This is a genomic window from Gammaproteobacteria bacterium (ex Lamellibrachia satsuma), from assembly GCA_019623805.1.
GTDB lineage: Bacteria > Pseudomonadota > Gammaproteobacteria > Chromatiales > Chromatiaceae > QGON01.
The window spans coordinates 457,990-476,584 of record CP053680.1 but is presented as its reverse complement, the minus strand read 5'-3'; the positions used below and the strand labels follow the sequence as shown (position 1 = coordinate 476,584).

Annotated in this window: 14 protein-coding genes; 7 read left to right on the top strand and 7 right to left on the bottom strand. The window is 51.7% G+C overall.

The window, feature by feature from the left end:
* Positions 1-25 precede the first annotated feature (25 nt).
* From HPY30_02140 to HPY30_02130, 3 genes are read right to left on the bottom strand one after another with little or no spacing between them, the layout of a single operon-like run.
* Positions 26-805: an outer membrane lipoprotein-sorting protein gene (locus tag HPY30_02140; GenBank protein ID QYZ64895.1), complete on the bottom strand. Its 780-nt coding sequence runs from the start codon at positions 803-805 to the stop codon at positions 26-28.
* On the bottom strand, positions 802-3,084 hold the full coding sequence (locus HPY30_02135; GenBank protein QYZ64894.1) for an MMPL family transporter: 2,283 nt from the start codon (positions 3,082-3,084) through the stop codon (positions 802-804). Before HPY30_02135 ends, HPY30_02140 begins: the two co-directional genes overlap by 4 nt.
* A 48-nt stretch (positions 3,085-3,132) precedes the next feature.
* Positions 3,133-3,726: a TetR/AcrR family transcriptional regulator gene (locus HPY30_02130; GenBank protein QYZ64893.1), complete on the bottom strand. Its 594-nt coding sequence runs from the start codon at positions 3,724-3,726 to the stop codon at positions 3,133-3,135.
* Positions 3,727-3,875: 149 nt separating this feature from the next.
* On the opposite strand from HPY30_02130, the gene HPY30_02125 reads away from it, so the two are divergent.
* The 4 genes from HPY30_02125 to hrpB all read left to right on the top strand — a co-directional run bounded on the left by HPY30_02125 (position 3,876) and on the right by hrpB (position 9,112).
* Positions 3,876-4,073 (top strand): nodulation protein E, encoded by a 198-nt coding sequence (locus HPY30_02125; protein QYZ64892.1) that lies wholly within the window; start codon positions 3,876-3,878, stop codon positions 4,071-4,073.
* Positions 4,070-5,932 carry an AAA family ATPase gene (locus HPY30_02120; GenBank protein QYZ67871.1) on the top strand — a complete coding sequence of 621 codons (1,863 nt, stop codon included), beginning with the start codon at positions 4,070-4,072 and terminating at the stop codon, positions 5,930-5,932. The genes HPY30_02125 and HPY30_02120 overlap by 4 nt, the downstream gene beginning before the upstream one ends.
* Positions 5,933-6,086: 154 nt before the next feature.
* Complete coding sequence (locus tag HPY30_02115; protein QYZ64891.1) at positions 6,087-6,590, top strand: DUF1269 domain-containing protein; 504 nt, start codon at positions 6,087-6,089, stop codon at positions 6,588-6,590.
* Positions 6,587-9,112: an ATP-dependent helicase HrpB gene (hrpB, locus tag HPY30_02110; protein ID QYZ64890.1), complete on the top strand. Its 2,526-nt coding sequence runs from the start codon at positions 6,587-6,589 to the stop codon at positions 9,110-9,112. The genes HPY30_02115 and hrpB overlap by 4 nt, the downstream gene beginning before the upstream one ends.
* Before the next feature lie 23 nt (positions 9,113-9,135).
* Here hrpB and mobA read toward each other — a convergent pair whose 3' ends face one another.
* Positions 9,136-9,744 (bottom strand): molybdenum cofactor guanylyltransferase, encoded by a 609-nt coding sequence (mobA, locus tag HPY30_02105; protein ID QYZ64889.1) that lies wholly within the window; start codon positions 9,742-9,744, stop codon positions 9,136-9,138.
* Positions 9,745-10,080: 336 nt separating this feature from the next.
* Here mobA and HPY30_02100 point away from each other — a divergent pair, with 336 nt between their 5' ends.
* On the top strand, positions 10,081-10,977 hold the full coding sequence (locus HPY30_02100) for a crotonase/enoyl-CoA hydratase family protein (protein QYZ67870.1): 897 nt from the start codon (positions 10,081-10,083) through the stop codon (positions 10,975-10,977).
* Here HPY30_02100 and HPY30_02095 read toward each other — a convergent pair.
* On the bottom strand, positions 10,962-13,523 hold the full coding sequence (locus HPY30_02095; protein QYZ64888.1) for a response regulator: 2,562 nt from the start codon (positions 13,521-13,523) through the stop codon (positions 10,962-10,964). The genes HPY30_02100 and HPY30_02095 overlap by 16 nt on opposite strands.
* A gap of 357 nt (positions 13,524-13,880) precedes the next feature.
* Here HPY30_02095 and HPY30_02090 point away from each other — a divergent pair, with 357 nt between their 5' ends.
* Positions 13,881-14,123 (top strand): acyl carrier protein, encoded by a 243-nt coding sequence (locus tag HPY30_02090; protein QYZ64887.1) that lies wholly within the window; start codon positions 13,881-13,883, stop codon positions 14,121-14,123.
* 5 nt (positions 14,124-14,128) lie between these two features.
* The gene (locus HPY30_02085) at positions 14,129-15,337 is read left to right on the top strand and encodes a beta-ketoacyl-[acyl-carrier-protein] synthase family protein (protein ID QYZ64886.1); all 1,209 of its coding nucleotides are present in this window, start codon (positions 14,129-14,131) and stop codon (positions 15,335-15,337) included.
* A gap of 19 nt (positions 15,338-15,356) precedes the next feature.
* On the opposite strand, the gene HPY30_02080 is transcribed toward HPY30_02085, so the two are convergent.
* Complete coding sequence (locus tag HPY30_02080) at positions 15,357-16,217, bottom strand: methyltransferase domain-containing protein (GenBank protein ID QYZ67869.1); 861 nt, start codon at positions 16,215-16,217, stop codon at positions 15,357-15,359.
* Positions 16,218-16,424: 207 nt separating this feature from the next.
* On the bottom strand, positions 16,425-18,383 hold the full coding sequence (locus HPY30_02075) for a response regulator (protein ID QYZ64885.1): 1,959 nt from the start codon (positions 18,381-18,383) through the stop codon (positions 16,425-16,427).
* Positions 18,384-18,595: the final 212 nt, after the last annotated feature.

Here is an 18,595-nt window from a genome sequence, read left to right as displayed (position 1 = left end):
ATATTTGCAATTTTTCTGTTGGAAATTAACGGGCTCGCTTGAGACTGTTCTTGCCGAAGTTGGAGGATTTCAGGCCAGCGCGGAACTTGTAATCCTCCCAGGTGAGCAAGGTGCTCTTCCCGGTCTGCTGGTTCTGCATGAACATTTCACTGGCCCGCCAGTAACGATCGAGATACTGCTTGTAACCCTTGAATTCCAGGGTTTTCAGCAGAGCTTTTTTCCGATCATAGAACTCGATCTTCAACGGGATGTATTCTGCCTTGTCGATCCATACCACCTGACGGGTGTAGCCGGAGTTGGGATCCACGGGATAGCGTTCCTGAACCAGGACATCTTTGCCGTTGAGCTGTTCATCGCGGATATATTTGTAGGTGTACTTCTCCACCTCTTGTGACGACAGATCCTCGTAGGCGAACTCACTGCCCATGAAGGGACCGGATTTGTTGCGAGAGGCGATGCGCTTCACCCGTTTGAGCGCCGGGAGGTAGAGCCACTGGTCGTCCGAGCCTGTCTTGTGGGAGTAACTCAGCAGGGCGGTGCCTTTTACATCCCGTGGGCGATCAAAGATGATCAGCGTCTTGTCACCATCATTCTCAACCTCCAGGGCGTTGGTGCGCATGTGGCGGAGGCTCTCCTCCCCGTGTTTGTTGCGCAGCAGCATGGTCATGGTGGCTTTGAAGTCGTGGAAGCCGGTATCGCGGCGATCCACCTCCCTGGCGATCTCCAGGCCCTGCTCTTCCGGTGTCATGGCGTTACCGGTAAGCGGCAGCAAGCTGCAGAGAACGATGAGCAGCAGTCGTTTCATTTTGTTCGGCCTCCGAAGAGCATCAACAAGGGTGGTAGGAAAAGGAAGTCGGCCAGCAGGGCCAATCCAATAGTAATCGATGTCAGCAGACCCATGCCGGCATTCAATTGGAAGTGGGAGAGGGCGAGGATGGCAAAACCCAGCATTAGCACAAACGAGGTGACCCATAGTGCCGTACCGACGGTGGAGAAAGCGTAGCGCACGGCATCTTCGGCATTCATACCCTGCTCCCGGCGGGCGCGCAGAAACTTGCTGAGAAAGTGCACCGTGTCATCCACCACGATGCCCAAGGTCATGCCGCTGACCACCGAGAGGGCAAGCCCAACCTCTCCTACGAGGAGCCCCCATAGACCAAAGGCCGTACCGATGGGGACCAGATTCGGTAGCAGGCTCAGTCCACCGATGCGCAGAGAGCGGAAGGCGAGGATAAGGATTGCAGAGATCATCACCAGCGCCAGAGTGGTGCCCTTTAGCATGGAGCGGATATTCCTGTTGCCGATGTGGGCAAACATGATACTGGGGCTGGCCCCATCGGCTTTCATGCCGGGCGCGTTTGTTGCCAGCCATTGTTGCGCGCTTTCCTCGATGGCCAGCATCTGCTGGGTGGAGATGCTTTCCAACGTGACAATGAAGCGTGTGGCCGATTTCCTGACGTTGATCTGGTTGTTCAGATCCAGTCCGAAGGGAAGCGAGAATTCATAGAGCAGCAGGTACTGCGCTGACAGGTCACGTTTATCCGGCAGGCGATACCACTCGTCGTCGTCCGCATGCATGTTCCGATTGAGCCGTTTCATGATATCCGTAAGTGTGTTGACGTGCAGGACGTTGGGTTGCTGCCGGTACCACTGGGCAAATGCTTCGACATTGCGGAGAAATTCTGGATTGCTGACCCCGCCTGCCTCTCCGGAATCGAGAGAGTATTCGATCAAATAGATGCCGGTCAGATTGTCCGTCGCAAAATCAGTGGCGGTTCTGAATTCATTGGTTTCATCAAAATATTTGACGAACTGGTCGTCCAGCCGGTTGTTGGGAATCTGTGCTATCAGGAACAGAATTGAGCCACCTACCACCCAAAGCAGCTTGATTTTATGCCGGATCACGAACTCCGCAAGGTGCATCATCGCTCTGCTTCCGCGTGAATCAGCATTCATAGCCTTGACCGGCAGGATCATCATCATCGCCGGCAGCAGAGTGACCGAGAGGATGAATGCCAGGACGACACCCATTGCAGCCATATTACCGAGATCCCGGAACGGTGGGGCATCGCTGAAGTTCAGACTCAAGAATCCGATAGCAGTGGTGATCGTGGTGAGAAAGATCGGCTGCAGATTGATGCGCAGGCTCTCCAGCAACGCATCCCGTTTGGCCAAACCAACGCGCATCCCATGCAGGAAATTGACCAGGACATGGACACAGTCGGCTATTGCCAGGGTCATGATGACGATGGGTACGGTGGTGGTTGGGGGAGAGAGTTTAATGTTAAGCCAACCGGTGATTCCCATGGTGCCGAGTATCATCAGGATGATGACTATCAGGGTTGAAAAAGTACCGGGGATTGAACGTAACATCAGCGCGAGGGTGATCAATACCGCGGCGAACATGGCCGGGTAGAGCGTTTTCATATCTTTTACCGATGCTGCCGGGAATGCATTGTTCATCATCACCATGCCGGTGAGGTAGATTTTGATATGGGGATATTTCTGCTCGATCTGCTGTGCCAGTTGTTGGGCTGCCTCGGCAACTTCAGGTACCTCGGTGAGCTTTTTTTCCGCCAGCTGTATCGTTACGTTAACGCCCGTGACATGTGCCTTGGGGGAGATGAGACGATGCACCAGGAGCGGGTCTTTTACCGCAATCTCCTGAATTCGTTGCAGATCCTCATCCGGCAGGTTGGCAGCATTGCGGGCCAGGTCGTCAACCACCAGATCATCGCCTTCGGCATAGGTATGTTGAAAGTTGGTGACGGAATCGACGCGCAGAGAGTAGGGAATCTGCCAGGCTGCCTTGGTCAGCTCTTCAACGGCGCTCAAGGTTTTACGACTGAATACCTTGCCGTCTTCCGGCGCGAGCACAAACAGCACGTTGTCGTTTTTGGCATAAGTATTCTGCAACTGCTCAAAAGCGGTCAGCTGCGGATTCTCTTCGCTGAAGAACATCCGGTAGTCGTTGCTGAACTGCAGGTTTTTCATCCCGGCAGCCAGGATGAACGTTATGATGAAGGCCAATAGGATGACCAGATACTTCCTGTCCAGAATGAAACGAAAAAAACGTTCTTTCATTTTGTTTCCGTTGATTGTGATTATTGTTCGATTTATCTGTTTATTGGGTCAGGTTCCCAGACTGTCCAGATAATTTAAAACACCTTTCCCGCACTGCAACAGCACTGTTTTGTCTTGGGCATTTTTTGCCATGCTCATGCAGCCTTCCAGTGCCGCTACGATAAAAAGTGCGGTCTCCTCCGGATCGACCTCCTTCCTTACCTTACCAAGCTGTTGACCGTTTTGCAGTGCAGAAGAGATGGTCTGTAACCAGAGTTTATACATAACGTCGGTTCGTTCCCTGAACCCTTGATCAATGGGAGACATCTCCTGGGCCAGATTGTTCAAGGGGCAGCCAAGCCGAATGTCCTTCTCATTCAGCTGTTCGCCAGCTTTGATCAGACAACCCTTTAATTGTGAAACCGGGTCACCCGTTGCCTCAGCCAACGGCTCGAGCCAGAGGGTACGCAAATGGTCACTGATTATCTCTTCCAGAACAGCATAGCCCAGCTCTCTTTTGCTGCCGAAGTAGTGATAGAGTGCACCTTTGGTAACCCCAGCATTGTCGAGTATTGCCGTCAGACTGGCGGACTGGAAGCCCTTGCGGTGGATCTCATGAAATGCAGCGTTCAGCAGTACTTGGCGTGTCGTATCAGGTTGCAATCTTCAAAATCCACTGTTTAGAACAGGAACATACCAACCAGTATGTATCTCGATTGGAGAATTGTCAAAAATTGGCCGCAGTGAGGTGATGACCTGTCCGCAAATTCTCCCTATACTCTAGCCGGAGATATAACAAGCTGGAGATTTTCATGTCTTTGCCCGACCAGACAGAGATTACAAAGGCCGAGGGAACTGGAGTTTCGGCCCGGGAATTCATTAATTATTGCGAGGCGGAACGAGATCGTCGTCGAAACTCAGGAGATGAGTTCGATGAAGAGAGTTTTGAAGTCGCGATGGAGAGAGTGCTGCGTAAACTCAAGGTACTCGAAGACGAGGGATGGTCATGATAATTCACCGCATCCTTGCGAAAAATGTCCTGAAATATTCCAGTCTCAGGCTCGAGAATCTGCCGGAAAATGGTCTGATCGGCATTACCGGCCCCAACGAATCGGGTAAGAGCACCATCGGTGAAACCGTCTGTTTTGCGCTCTTCGGGCGCAGTTTTTCCCTCGGCGACGATGACCTCGAAAAGATTATTCTGTGGGGAGAGACACACTGTTCCGTGGAACTGGATTTCACCGCAAGCGACCGCAAGCGATATCACCTGGAGCGTTTTCTCGATGATGCGGGAAACCACAGCGCCATGCTCTCAACCCTGGAGGACATTGCCGGTGATGAGCCATTGGCTCGTGGCGTGGAAGCGGTTGCAGACAAGCTCTATGACTTGATTGGCTACGAGTTCGACGAATTCGTTGAATCCTTCTATCTGGCACAGCGTGAAATCACTACGCCGCACCCCCACAGCTACGTGGTCAAAACCATGGCAGGGGTGGTGACGCTCGAATATTGCGCTGCAGCCAATCAGGAGGATATCGCCGAAGCTGAAGGCGTTATTGAAGAGACGGATCGGGAAATCTCTGATTTGAATGAACAGATCGATGAGATCGGCATCGATTCCGGATATCTTCACTTGCTCGAGGATGAGCGGGCCCAGTTCAACAGGCAGATTGGCGACCATGATCGCCAGGTTGAAACGATTGACGAAGCGTCCAACGCCTATCAGGACGCGCTGCCAGTGCGCAAGGCAGCACTCGGCGGCCGGTGGCGCGCGGCAATATTACGTTTCATCATGTTGATCCTGGCACTGGCTACGGCTGGACTCTGGGGCCTGCTGGTGAGGATGCCTGAGCATGAATTTGCGATTAAGGCCTCCGACTGGCTGGCCGGGCATGTGCCGCAGTGGCAGGTGGAGATGCTGCTCATCGCAGTCGCGGTCCTTGCTGCGCTCTTCATCTTTTTCTGGATCCGTCGTGGCGTGTTCAATCGCCGTGCCGCCAGTCTTGAAACGGTAGCGCAGACATTGGTTGCCGAGCTGGATGGCCTTGAAAATCCAGTCGAAGTGACGAAGGAATCAGACAGTCCTGAAACTGAAGCGGAAGCTACCGGTGACACGGATGATGAGCCTCAATCAATCGTAACTGTCGTAGTGGATAAGGCGGCCAGAGAACGTCTGGCCCAGCGTGTGGCTGGATTTATTGCGGATGCCCCTGAGGTTCGGGATGGGGTCGGCAACGAGCAAAATCTGCTGCGCCATGCAATCGAAAAGGCTCAGGAGCGGGTTGGAGAGCTGGATGAAGCGATCCGGCAGGAGCAGAACAGGATTAACAAGGCGGACGGCCTGATCACCATCCGCGACAGCCTGAAAAACAAAGCGGCTGAACAGATGCAGCAGATTGCAACCTGTGAACTTGCCGGAGAATTGATTCAGGGCGCTATCCGCGAAGTCTCAAACAAGTTCAACATCAAGCTAAAATCTCTGGTAAGCAAGATGCTACCGCTGTTTACCGAACACCGATATGAACATTTGCAGATTGCCGATGATCTTAGTGTGCGGGCTTTTTCCAGTGAAAAACGCGATTTCATGGATCTGGACGAGATCTCCAGCGGTACCCAACGGCAGATCATGCTGGCAGTGCGACTGGCGCTCTCCCAGGAACTGATCAAGCGTACCGTCGATGCCGAGCAGTTTCTCTTCCTCGATGAACCATTCGCCTTTTTTGACCAAAGACGTACTCGCAGTTCACTCACGGTATTGCCGACGCTGAGTGATGAGCTGACGCAAATCTGGATCATTGGCCAGGAGTTTCCAGATGATGTTCATTTCGATCTGCACATTGAATGTGACAGGGATATGGACAGCATTTGATTTTTTGTGGTTTAACTCCCCCGCAGCTTGCTGCAATGAGTTCGTAGGAACGGCGCTCTCGCCGTTCCTACAATTTAATTGTGTACTTCGTCCGCTTCGTGGTTATAACCGTGTTTCCGGACGAGGGAATTAAGTAGTCGAAGGAGATCTGATTATGCGCCGTCTCTTTTTTCTTATGCCTGATGTAGAGTCCTGTCAATCCGTGGTTGCGGAATTGGAGGAGACAGGTATCCCCGAGCGACACCTGCATGCCGTGGCAGGCATAGAGCAGAGCCTGGATGGTCTGCCAGAGGCCGGTATTCTGCAAAAGACCGAGTTGACCCACGGTCTGGAGTGGGGCGCCGGGCTGGGCGGTGTTGCCGGAGGATTAGGGGGATTGCTGGCAATGGCGTTCCCCCCTGCAGGTATCATATTGGGCGGTGGGGCGCTGTTGACCGCTGCCGTTGCCGGCGCGGGTTTTGGGGCGGTGGTCTCTGCGCTGCTCTCCAGTCACGAACACAACCACGATCTCGATGCTTTTCAGCGTGCCATAGAAGCGGGGGAAGTGCTCCTGATGGTGGATATACCCAGAGGTGATGTGGCCAAGACGCAGAAGATGATCCTCAGCCACCATCCTGAGGCGCATATCGGTGTGGCAAAACTTCCGCAAGCGAATTGAATGACCTGCCGGTTACCGCCGTACTGCCCACGCTGCGGCGAGTTCTGACCAGTCGTCAAAGCGCCGTTCTGGCATCACCGACAGGATCCGGCAAAACCACACTGGTTCCCCTTGAACTCCTCCATGAACCCTGGTTGCAGGGGCGTAAAATCCTTTTGCTTGAACCGAGACGCCTGGCTGCCCGGGCCGCTGCGGCCCGCATGGCGGAACAGTTGGGCGAACGGGTGGGTGAGCAGGTCGGATACCGTATTCGCCTCGATAACAAGGTTTCCCGGCGGACCCGCATTGAAGTCTTGACTGAGGGTATCCTCAGCCGACGATTGCAGCATGATCCCGAACTACAGGGGGTTGGGCTGGTGATCTTTGATGAATTCCACGAACGCAGTTTGCATGCGGATCTTGCGCTAGCGTTCTGTCTCGACGTAATGGCCGGACTGAGAGAGGATCTGCGTATCCTGGTGATGTCGGCAACCCTGGACACCGGTGCAGTGTCGGATCTGCTGGAGGGGGCACCCGTGGTGGAGGGCAAAGGGCGCAGCTATCCTGTCGAACTCCACTATCTTGGTGACCCGCCTGCAATGAGACGTCTGCCCGACTCGGTGACATCTGCCGTGCTTCAGGTCTTGCAGGAACAGCAGGGAGATCTGCTGGTGTTCCTGCCGGGCGTTGGAGAGATAAAGCAGACGGTGGAGCGCCTGGAACGTCTTCTCCCCTGCAATGAACCCCCATTGATCTGTCCGCTCTATGGTGACCTTGGGCGGGAGGCACAGGATCGTGCCATTCGCCCTGATCCCGGCGGGCGGCGCAGGATTGTGCTTGCCACATCCATCGCTGAGACCAGCCTTACCATCGAGGGGGTGACCTGTGTCGTGGACAGTGGTTGGTCTCGAATGCCCCGTTTTCTGCCCGGTATCGGTTTGACGCGTCTGGAGACTGTTCCGGTTTCACGTGCGGCGTCCGATCAGCGTGCCGGCAGGGCAGGGCGGCTCGGTCCCGGACACTGTTACCGTCTCTGGAGCGAACATCGGCAGGATCGGCTTCCAGCCCAACATCCGCTTGAAATCCAGGAGGCTGATCTGGCGCCTCTGGCATTGGATCTGGCCCAGTGGGGGGTTAACGATCCGGCTCAACTACGTTGGCTGGATGCCCCTCCTGCTGGAGCGTTCTCCCAGGCCCGTGAATTGCTGGAATCCATCGATGCCCTGGACCGGCAGGGTCGGATAACTAAGACCGGTCAACAGATCGCAGGACTGCCCCTGCATCCCAGGCTTGGGCATATGCTGTTGGTGGGCATGGAACACGGCGAGAGTGCGATGGCTGCAGATATTGCTGCGTTGCTGAGTGAGCAGGATATCTTCAGGCGTGGCTCCAGGGAAACCTGGAGTGTTGATGTGGAACTCCGCCTGACCGCATTGAACCACTGGCGCGAGCAGGGTGGCCGGCAGTCGTCCGAACAGAATCTGGACAGAGCGGGGTGTCACCGGGTGGACAAAGTAAGCCGTCAGTGGCGGCAATTGTCAAAAAAAGAGGAGATGAGTGCTGCTGGCAAGGTTTTTTCCCCGGGTGGTCTGTTGGCGATGGCCTACCCGGACAGGATAGCCAAACAGCGTAGTCACGGCAGTTATCTGTTGGCTTCCGGCAGAGGGGCGGTACTGGCCGTGAATGATGTACTGGCTGGAGAGCGATATATAGTCGTTGCGAAAATGGATGCAGGACGTACCGAGGGACGTATACAGCTTGCAGCAGCCTTGAATAAGGATGAAATCAGGGCGTTGCCGGGTCTGCGGTTGCGACGGGTTGCGCGAATCGAATGGGATGCAGCAAGGCACCGGGTGGTAGCCAGGGATGAAGAGCGGCTGGATGCTCTGATGCTGGCCAGTTTTCCCTTGGAAACTCCGGATCCGGAAACGCTTAAGCAGACAATGCTGCAGGGTATCGAACAGATGGGACTAGAATCGCTGTCCTGGACAGATAAATTGCGCCAGTGGCAGACACGTGTTGTCTGTATGCGGGAATGGATGCCTGAAAGCAACTGGCCGGACCTATCGGATCGTTGGCTCTCTGAGTGTCTGGGTGAGTGGCTTGGGCCATGGCTTGATGGTGTCACCAGGCGGGAGCACCTGCAGCGCTTGAATCTGGCGGATATTCTTCAGAATTTGCTCTCCTGGGAGCAGCGGAAAGTGCTTGATGAAACATTGCCCACTCACTTGACGGTACCCAGTGGCTCCCGTAAGGCGCTGACTTACGAAGTGGGAAAAGCGCCCGTGCTGGCGGTGCGGCTGCAGGAGATGTTCGGGTTGGCAGATACCCCAAGGATCTGCCACAACCGGATTCAGATCATGCTACATTTACTGTCACCCGCCCAGCGGCCGATTCAGGTCACCCAGGACCTGCGTGGTTTCTGGGATCGCACCTACAGCGAAGTTAAAAAAGAGCTCAAAGGGCGGTATCCAAAACACCACTGGCCGGACGATCCCTGGCAGGCTCAAGCGACTGCCAGGGCTAAACCACGAAGAAGATGAGTTGTAGGGCCTGTTAACAGGCCCTAGTTCCTTGCCTGTTCCTGCATCAGCTTTTCGATTCGTTCCAACTCACCGGGCGTGTTTATGTTGGTGAACAGTTCGGGATCAGAAGAGAAATCGGCGAGTGCCAGCCGCTGTTGTTTGAACCAGCGATGGACAGCCCGTCCGCCGGCATCAATGTAGGCAGCAAGTTCAGTTGTCAATTCACGTCGGATCAGTGAAAACACGGGGTGCATTCTTTCTCCATCGTAAACGCAGCAGACATCGGCATTCTCATTTGCCAATGTCGTGAAAAGCCGTTCCCGTAGGTTTGTGGGTACCCAGGGGCTGTCACAGGGGACCGTAAGCAGCAGATCAGCTGTAGTATGTTGCAGCGCGGACAGCATGCCCGCCAGAGGGCCGGGAAAACCATCGACCGGATCTGGAATTACCGTAAATCCAAAATTTCCGTATCGGTCAAAATTTCGGTTGGCGCTGATGAGTAGATGGTCTGTCTGAGGTTTTACCGCCTCGATCACATACTCGATCAGAAGTTGTCCATTGAGAGGAATGAGGCCTTTATCCCCTCCCCCCATCCTGCTTGCCTGTCCCCCGGCGAGAATGACGCCGGCAATGGAAACGTTATCTATCATGTTTGGGGCTGGCTTTATTGTGGACAAGTGAGTAAAAAGAAGCAGGTTCGGGTAAAAAGCCGACAGCAAAAATGCGTGTTGGGTCAATATTTCTCGAATTTTAGCATCAAATAGTGATATCCAGGATGGATAATTCACTTTACATTATTATTAATCTGCAACCTTTTTTCACAAAATGATAGGGTTTCTAGGGTCAGTAAACATGAAAGCAGTGCTGGGCAGTAGTGTTGAAATCATGTGGTCTGTGATTTTTCAGCATTTCGAGAGGGATTTCAATTTGGGCGGCGACTTGGAACAAATACTCTACTCGACAATATTTATAGGGGATGAACGATGATGAATAAACTGAAATCTCAAATCCGTCTTAACAACTCATTTGATCACGTTGAAGTTAAATATGAGCCTGAGTACAGCGCGGTTTGGGCGAAATTACAATACCCAGGGCGTCCCTGCATGAGTAAGGGGTTACTGGATGATGTTGCCAAGGCACAGCAGCTGATTCGTGAATATGCCAGCTACGGACATAATACCGGTGATGAAAATCGTTTGCGGTATCAGGTATTGAGTTCGGCGACTCCAGGGGTTTTCAATTTGGGGGGTGACTTGGCTCATTTTATCGACCTGATTGAGCGTAAAGACCGTGACTCCCTGATGTCATATGCAAAGTCCTGCATCGATATTCTCTATCCTTCATCGATTGGTTATGGCCTGCCATTTACGACTATTTCCCTGGTGCAGGGAGAGGCGCTGGGAGGTGGCTTTGAGGCTGCGCTTTCCACCAACGTGTTGATTGCAGAAGAGAGCGCAACTTTTGGTTTTCCGGAAACAGTTTTCGGCCTCTTTCCGGGGATGGGTGCCTTTAGTTTTCTCGCCAGACGCATGTCGCCTGCGTTGGCAAAACGTGTTATTGCTTCCGGCAAAGTCTACACGGCGGGGGAGCTGTATGAGATGGGGCTTGTTGATGTGATTGCCCCAGATGGCAAGGGTGAGGAGGCGGTTAATAACTATATTAAGCACCAGCAGAATCGCTCAGCCGGATTTGTCTGTCTTGATAAGATCATGGACCAGTTTAATCCGGTTACCTATGAAGAGTTGATGAAGATCACCACGATGTGGGTCGATGCGGCGATGGGGCTGAGCAAGAAAAACCTGCGACTCATGGATTATCTGCTACGCGCCCAAGAGCGGCGTTGGGGAGTAAAAGAAGATCTGATGTGTCAGGCTGTGGGCTGAGAACGTTTATCTCCAGCTACTGAGCGTGTTATCAGTTCCTGTTTCAGGATTGATTCTGCGCGGCTGAATGCCGTTTCAATGGACGTCAGCGTATGCGCTCCCCTGTTGTTGAGCGCCAAGTCGTCCACTTGATTTGCATCAGTTGAAGCACTGGTGAGTTCTTGTAGGCCAAGATAGGCAGCGGTTCCCTTCATGGCGTGGGCCGAGTCTTTGAAATCGGTGGGGTTGTTGGCGGAGAGTGCTTTGTTCATTGCACTGATCAGTTGCTGGCCGTCGTGTAGAAAGTTGTCTACCAGACGTTCAAGAAAGTCGTTGTCCTGACCCAGGTTGATGACCTCATCAAGCACCCTGCGATCGATGATCGCGGGCACGGCGTTTATCGCTTGAGGCTGTTTAATCGAACTCAACTCAATGGGGGCTGCTTTTTCTGGCCCTGTATGAGTAGCTTGCGCAATGGTGTCCAGGAGTTTCGATGAAGAAACGGGTTTTGTCAGGAAAAATTGAATACCGGCGTCTTCACACTCCTGCCTGGCTTCCAGTGTGGCGTTGGCGGTTAGCATGACAAATGGGACGTTTGCATCCACACCATTGGCGAATCGGTACATTTTGAAGGTGTCGAGTCCACCGAGAACCGGCATCTGCATATCGACAATGACAAGATCGAACGGCGCGCTTTCCAAGGCATCCAGTACCTCCTGACCGTTTTCGACTAGTTTGAATTGGTGTCCTGCTAGTTCGAGCATTCTTCCCACCACCATGCGATTTGTCGAGTTATCCTCGCCGACAAGAATGCGCTGCTTTGTTAAGTCGTCCTGGCTGTTGACGGTTTTCGCCTTCAAGTCTACTACATGCTCTTGTTCAGCCCGGTTTGCATAGGCGGCATGCAGTGCGTTGAAGAGCATGGATTTGTCAACGGGAGAAGGGAGAGTTGAGATACGGCTGGTAACCTCGTCCAATGGGAACGTCGGCACACCATCGGGCAGTATGGCCAAAATGTCGAAACTGTCCATTGCAAGTTCGTCACGGAAGGATTCAAGCAGTTCCTGCATCTGCTCGTCTACTGGGACTTGATCGATAATTAATAATTGATAGGGTGCCTGCTGACGATTTTCTCCGAGTATGAGCCGAAACATATCTCGCGAGTTCTGGACATCCTGAAAGGAGACTCCCCACTCTCGAAGGTACTTTCCGGTTATCGTCTTTATGCCGGTCTTTTCGCAAAGCCGGATTACCCGGCAGTTTTCCAATTGCGTGTCTATGCCGGCTTTGGCTGGGGGTGAACTGGATTTGAATTCGATATCAAACCAGAATGTCGTGCCGACATCAGGTGTACTTTCCAGCCCAATTTGTCCACCCATCAATTCGACCAGTTGCTTGGCGATGGCAGTTCCGAGGCCACTACCACCAAAACGCCGGGTGGTGCTTTCATCAGCCTGGTTGAACTTATCGAAGATGGTCGTCTGTTTCTCTTGTTGAATACCAATTCCACTGTCTATGACCTCGAAATGGATCAAAGCCTGTTTTTCAATGAGGTGAATTAAATGGCAGCGTATCTCGACGGTTCCCGTAAGTGTGAATTTTATCGCATTGCCGATCAGGTTGATCAAAATCTGACGCAAATGTAAAGGGTCGCCTATGAGCAGGTGAGGAATTTCAAGGCTGACATTATTGATTAAACGTATATCTTTCTGTTGCGCCTGCGGAGATAGCATGCGCATGGTGTGAGTAATCAGTTCATGCAGATCAAATTGTGTCTGTTCGAGGATGAGTTTTCCTGCTTCAATCTTTGAAAAGTCAAGTATGTCCTCAATGAGCATGAAAAGCGTTTGGCCTGAATTGGCGATGGCATTGGCATATTCACGTTCTTCCGTGGGAAGATCGGAGCACTTCAATAGCTCACTGATACCAATAATTCCGTTTAGAGGGGTTCTGATTTCATGGCTCATACGGGCGAGAAAATCACTTTTTGCCCGGTTAGCGTCCTCAGCGCGTTTGCGTTCTTTATGAATGCGTCTGATGAGTACGGCGGCGTACCCAGGTAATACCAGAAAAGATGCAAGCAGCCCCAACCCCAGGCTTATGTGGGAATGCCAGAATTCGTTGGTGGCAATGACGATGCTGAAACCGATAACGGAAAGGGCTGTGGAAAAATGGAGGTACCTCTCTCCGTAGCGAAACCCGTTGCCGAATGTCACCCATAGATAAAGCCAGACCCAAGGTGCAAGGAGGTCGTTGGTAAAGCTCGATACGATACTGAAACCAGCAATATCCGACACAATGCTGATGATACGACGTGGATGGGATACTCCCCGCCAAATTAACGTGGTAATGAAAATTCCAATGGAAAAAAAGAGAAAACTGGATATCAGGATCGTGGTCAGCGTCCGGGGGTGCTGCAGGGGCAGGTTGGTCGGCCCTGAAAATAACAGATAGAAAAGCACTGCGGATGACAGGATGATGCGAACAAGCGCCTGTTCCTGCTCAGAGTTTTCTCTGTCTACAAATATGCGTTTTAGAAATTGATAAATGTCTTTAATAGACTGCATAACTTGTATAATATCGTTGTGCGCGACTTGGTCGGATAGCGTTGGTCAATAGGTCGATAGTCTTGAGTTTAGGAAATCGTTCCTATATTTTGAGTGTCTGATGATGGTATGCGTGTTTCCGCCTTTTGGGGTTGAAGGATCGCGTATAAGCATATTCCAAGTCTATGCCAGAGAATGTGAAGAAACACTGATATTATAACGAACAACAATATTTATTCTGCATTTCGATGTGAAATATTTAATTCATATTTGTTTTGCATTTCTTCGAAGTGGTGTTTCAGGACACGATATTGAGGCATTTTTCGATCATGGCCTCTAATTCGCATATGGTTGGTAATAGTAAAGGTTATCAGAAAGATGAGTCTGGATATTGAAACGGTCGTAATATCGGCGATCGCCACTCAAAAGCAGCTGAATACAGCCAGCATAAAACGTGAATCACGTCTTCAGGATTTAGGTGTCTCCTCACTGGATGCAATCACGATTGTCTATGAGGTCGAGGAGGCCTTCGACGTCGAGATACCTAATGCTGAACTTGAAAAACTGGAAACGGTTGGCGACATCGTGGACGGCATCAGCAGCCTGCTCGCGGATAAGTAAGTCCCGTGGGCGAACGTATTGTTATTACCGGATTGGGATCTGTTTCCGCGCTTGGTGTGGGCGTTGAGCCGTTTCGTTCGGCATTGCTTGCGGGAACTGCCGGGATTCGTAATCTCGAAAAAATAGACTGCAGTGGTTTGCGGGTGGTTATTGGTGCCCAAGTACCCCATTTTAATGCGGCCGACTATCTCGATGAGGCACTATTGCCCTATCTCGATCGTTTTTCGCAGTTTGCCTTGATTGCAACAAAAGAAGCCTTGAATGATTCTGGGTTAACCGCCGGGCAATATGAGAATGCTGCTGCGATTATCGGTACAGGTTGCGGTGGAAAGGAGACGGATGAGGCCACCTATTCCCAGCTCTATCGTGATGGGCGATCACGGGTACATCCACTGACGATACCGAGAGGGATGCCGAGTGCGGCAGCAAGCCAAGTCAGTCTGCAAATGAAGATCAAAGGGCCAGTGTTTTCCGTAACAAGCGCCTGTTCCTCGTCTGGACATGCAATTGCTCAGGCAGCGTTGATGATACGGCATGGTTTGGTTGATGTTGCAATCGCGGGTGGCACTGATGCGCCATTTACCTGTGGGCTGTTAAAGTCCTGGGATATGCTGCGGGTGATGTCAAAAGATACATGCAGACCATTTTCCAAGGACAGATCCGGCATGGTGCTCGGGGAAGGGGCAGGTATCCTTGTTCTTGAATCAGAACGTCACGCAAAGGCAAGAGATGCAGACATCTATGCTGAATTAGCGGGTTTTGGCATGTCATCGGATGCGGGGCATATTACTGACCCTTCCGTGGATGGAGCGGCAAGAACTATCGGGTTGTGCCTGCAGGATGCGCAATTGAGTCCGGCGGATGTGCAATACATCAATGCCCACGGTACTGCGACCCAGGCAAATGATGTTACGGAAACGGCAGCGATCAGCAAGGTCTTCAAGGAAAACGCCGCTTCTTTAGCAGTGAGTTCAACGAAATCGATGCATGGACATGCGCTGGGTGCTGCGGGTGGGATTGAATTGGTGGCGACAGTATTATCTGTGAAGGAGGGGTTCATACCACCAACAGTAAATTTTACTGAAGCAGGTGATGGATGCGATCTGGATTATGTGCCCAATGAAGTGAGGTTTGGGTCCATTGATGCAGCACTCAGCAACTCTTTCGCTTTTGGTGGGTTGAACGCGGTGTTGGCAGTGCGTGTCTTTCAGTAACAAATGATGCAGGTGCGTCTCAGGTCTTCTTGAAGAGAAACTGGCCATTGCCGAATACTTCACCTTCCATCGGGGCAAAGCAGGCTTTGCAAAGGGAGAAGTAGTTGTTCCAGTACAGGATATCGTCCGTTGAAAGCTCATCTTGGCTGACGCTATCCATGTTTTTCCAGAAACGTTCGTGCCACTGATTCAGCGTGCGCCAGTAGTTCATCCCATTGACAAACCAGCCCTGTTCCAGGGAGAAACCACTTTCTTGTTTGGCTATCAGGTCGTAAGGCCAGATTCTCCCCCCTGGAAAATAGTCTCCAATCAGTGTTTTTTCTGGGGTAAGGAAACGGGGGATAGGGATGCGGGACGCAATCAGATGGTGGAACGCGTAGCCGCCAGGTTTGGTCAGAATAGCTATTTTTTTAAATAACTCCGCGAGATTTCTTGCATGTTCAAGAACACCAATGGAGAAAACCCTGTCAAATTTTCCAATCCCAAGCGTCTCTTCGGTGAGATCTGCGAAATCACCCGTGATGAGTTTGAAACGTTTTGATGAAAGGGGATGTGCAGGATTGTTTCTTGCATTGTTGATATAGCTGCTCTGTGTTGTGCTGGCTGTGATCGATGTAATCTGAAGTTGCGGATAGTTTTCTATCAGGTAACGCTCGAAAGAGCCGAATCCGCAGCCGATGTTCAGAATCTGTTCATCACCCTGGAGTCCTGCTCGTTTGCAGATGGCTTTGAATTTACTTCTCTGCGCCTCTTCCAATGATATTTCTATCGTCGCGGCTGTAGCGCCGTTTTCGCTGTAGAACGCCATGGAATAGGCCAGGTATTCGCTATCCAGAAAACTGCGAAAAAAAGCTTCTGACGCGTCGTAATGCTGTGCCATCAGATGACTTGTGGTTTCCCACATGGGGCCATGAGAGGCGATTTGGATTAATTTCTCGGAGATTTTTTCAGGATTCTCCAACTGTTCCTGATACTCACGGGTAAAAAAACGGTTGAGTCTTTTTTCTGTCAGTTTCAGTGCGTCCGAACCAAATGGCTGAACTTTTGGGTCAATCTGTCGTTTTGGCATTAATCAGCGACCGAAGGGTTAGCTGAGATAGGAGCTGGTTTCATCGTCCTTGGAGAGAAATCTCATGAGTGCGTCACTGGTGCGGGTGAAGGTGGCGCGCATCTCCTGCAGGATGTTGGCACCATGGGCGTCGAATTCAGAAGGCAGTATACGTGATGCGCTGAGGCTGTATTCATAGAGTGCGAATGCCCCCAGGTGTCCTGCGCTGTCTACGAACAGATGAGCGAGGTCTTTAAAGAGTTCACTGTCGTTATCGGCAAGGGCCTGATCCATCTGTTGCAGGGTTCTTTCGCTATCGAGAGTGAAGGTTGTAATCAAATTGGAGATGAACTGCGGATCGTTCCCGAGTATTTCGAGATTTTTCAGAACGCTGACATCCAGTGTGTCAGCATTGTGGAAACGGGTGGTGACGCCGTCTTCAGGTGTCACAGTTGTACTTTCTCTGGTTTTTTCCTGATCAGACGAGATAACTGCAGTAACTGTTTTAACCAACTCGTTTTGTTGAATGGGTTTGAAGATGCAGGCATCGGCTTCAGCACTTTCGCACTCTCTGATTGTTGCGGGGGAATTCTCGTCTGTTATTACTACAAACGGCATCCATCTGCGCATGGAGTGGGTGAAATGGTGGAGTTTAATGACCTGAATGCCGCTCATGACCGGCATGGAGAGATTGACAATCGCAAGATCGAAATGGTGGCTCTCGAGTGCATCCAGCGCCTGTTCACCATTTTCTACCGCGTAGACCCGATGGCCCTCCTGCTTTAACGCGCGTTCGATGCTGCTCCGGTCGACTGGATTATTTTCGGCAACCAGGATCTCTTGCGGGGGGAGAGAGCAGGCTTTGAGATTAAGTCGACTGATCAGGCTGACAACGCTCTTTTCACTATCCTGAATTTCCGGGTTGGCACGCAGGGCCGCGAACAGAATGGATTTATTGAGTGGTGTCTCAAGGATCTGTGAGTAGCCAGCCTGGAGAAGTTGTTGGCGATATTGCTCAGGCTGTTTTGGGCCAAGGAAAAACAGTGAAGTATTGGCCAGCGCTGGCTCTTCGGAAATGGCCGCAGCAATTTGTAGGGGATCCATTTCCAACTGACGATGATCAACCAACAGGATATCAAAGGGTTGATCGTCTTGGGTGTCGGCGTTCACCATCAATCGGTTGAAGGCCTGCATGCTGTTCTGACTCGTCTCGAACGCATGATTCCAGTCTTTGAGATAGGTGCTGAGGTGCTCCGCATTGGTCGGATTCCTGGAAAGCAGTAGTACCTTGCGATTATTGCTGTGTGCACCTGATTCCGCTTCCAATGCGGATTCTGTGAAAGGGAATGCCAGATCCACGGCATCCTGGGCACTCTCGATGCCTGTATCTTGTGGAGTCTCCGGAAGTACTTCTTTCGTGGTGATCTCTTCAGAATCCAATGGACCCCAGCTATCGCTTCCCACAGCCTTAATGATAGATGCGAGGTAGAGAGAGACGCCAGTTATTCCAGCTAAAGCGCCCATTCCCTGTAACAGATGCTGAGACCAGAAGGTGCTCGTAATCAGTGCGGCACCGAGACCGAGAATACTGACTGAGAGGGTGAAGTAGAGATAGGAGGCGCCAAACCGAAATCCATTGCTACTGATGAGCAGTGGATAGAGAAATAGCAGAAACAGACCATTTTTGCCGCTGAAAAAAGTGAGGCAGGAGAGAAAGGCAACATCGGCAATGATGCCGGCAATCCGCCGGGAAGACGAGGGGTGTGGGTCGTTAATAATAAAGAGCAACATGGTGGCGGCAAAAACAACGTAACCAGTTGCAAGAATTAACGGTGGAGACAGTTCGGAACCTGTGTGGCTGAGGTAGGTTTGAATAACCAGCCAGGAGAAAATCGGTAGGGCGACCAGCAGGCGAATGCCTGAATGCTCGATTTCAAAATCGGGGAATTGATTGAAACCGAAAGGACGTCTGCCGTGGAAGGTGGGCTGATTTTGCATATTGCTTTCCTTGGCGCTAAGGAGCTGCTGAACGAGGTATGGACGGCAGTCTTGTGGCCCAAAAAACGGTCGGGAGCCGTTTCTCATGCCAGCCTCGAAGGGCAGAGGTGCATGGAATCATTGAATTAATTCCCATCTGCTGCGTTAATAATTTGGGTAATAGGCCGCCTATTGCCCGTAATTTCCGCCTCGCATCGTAAAATTGTGTCTCA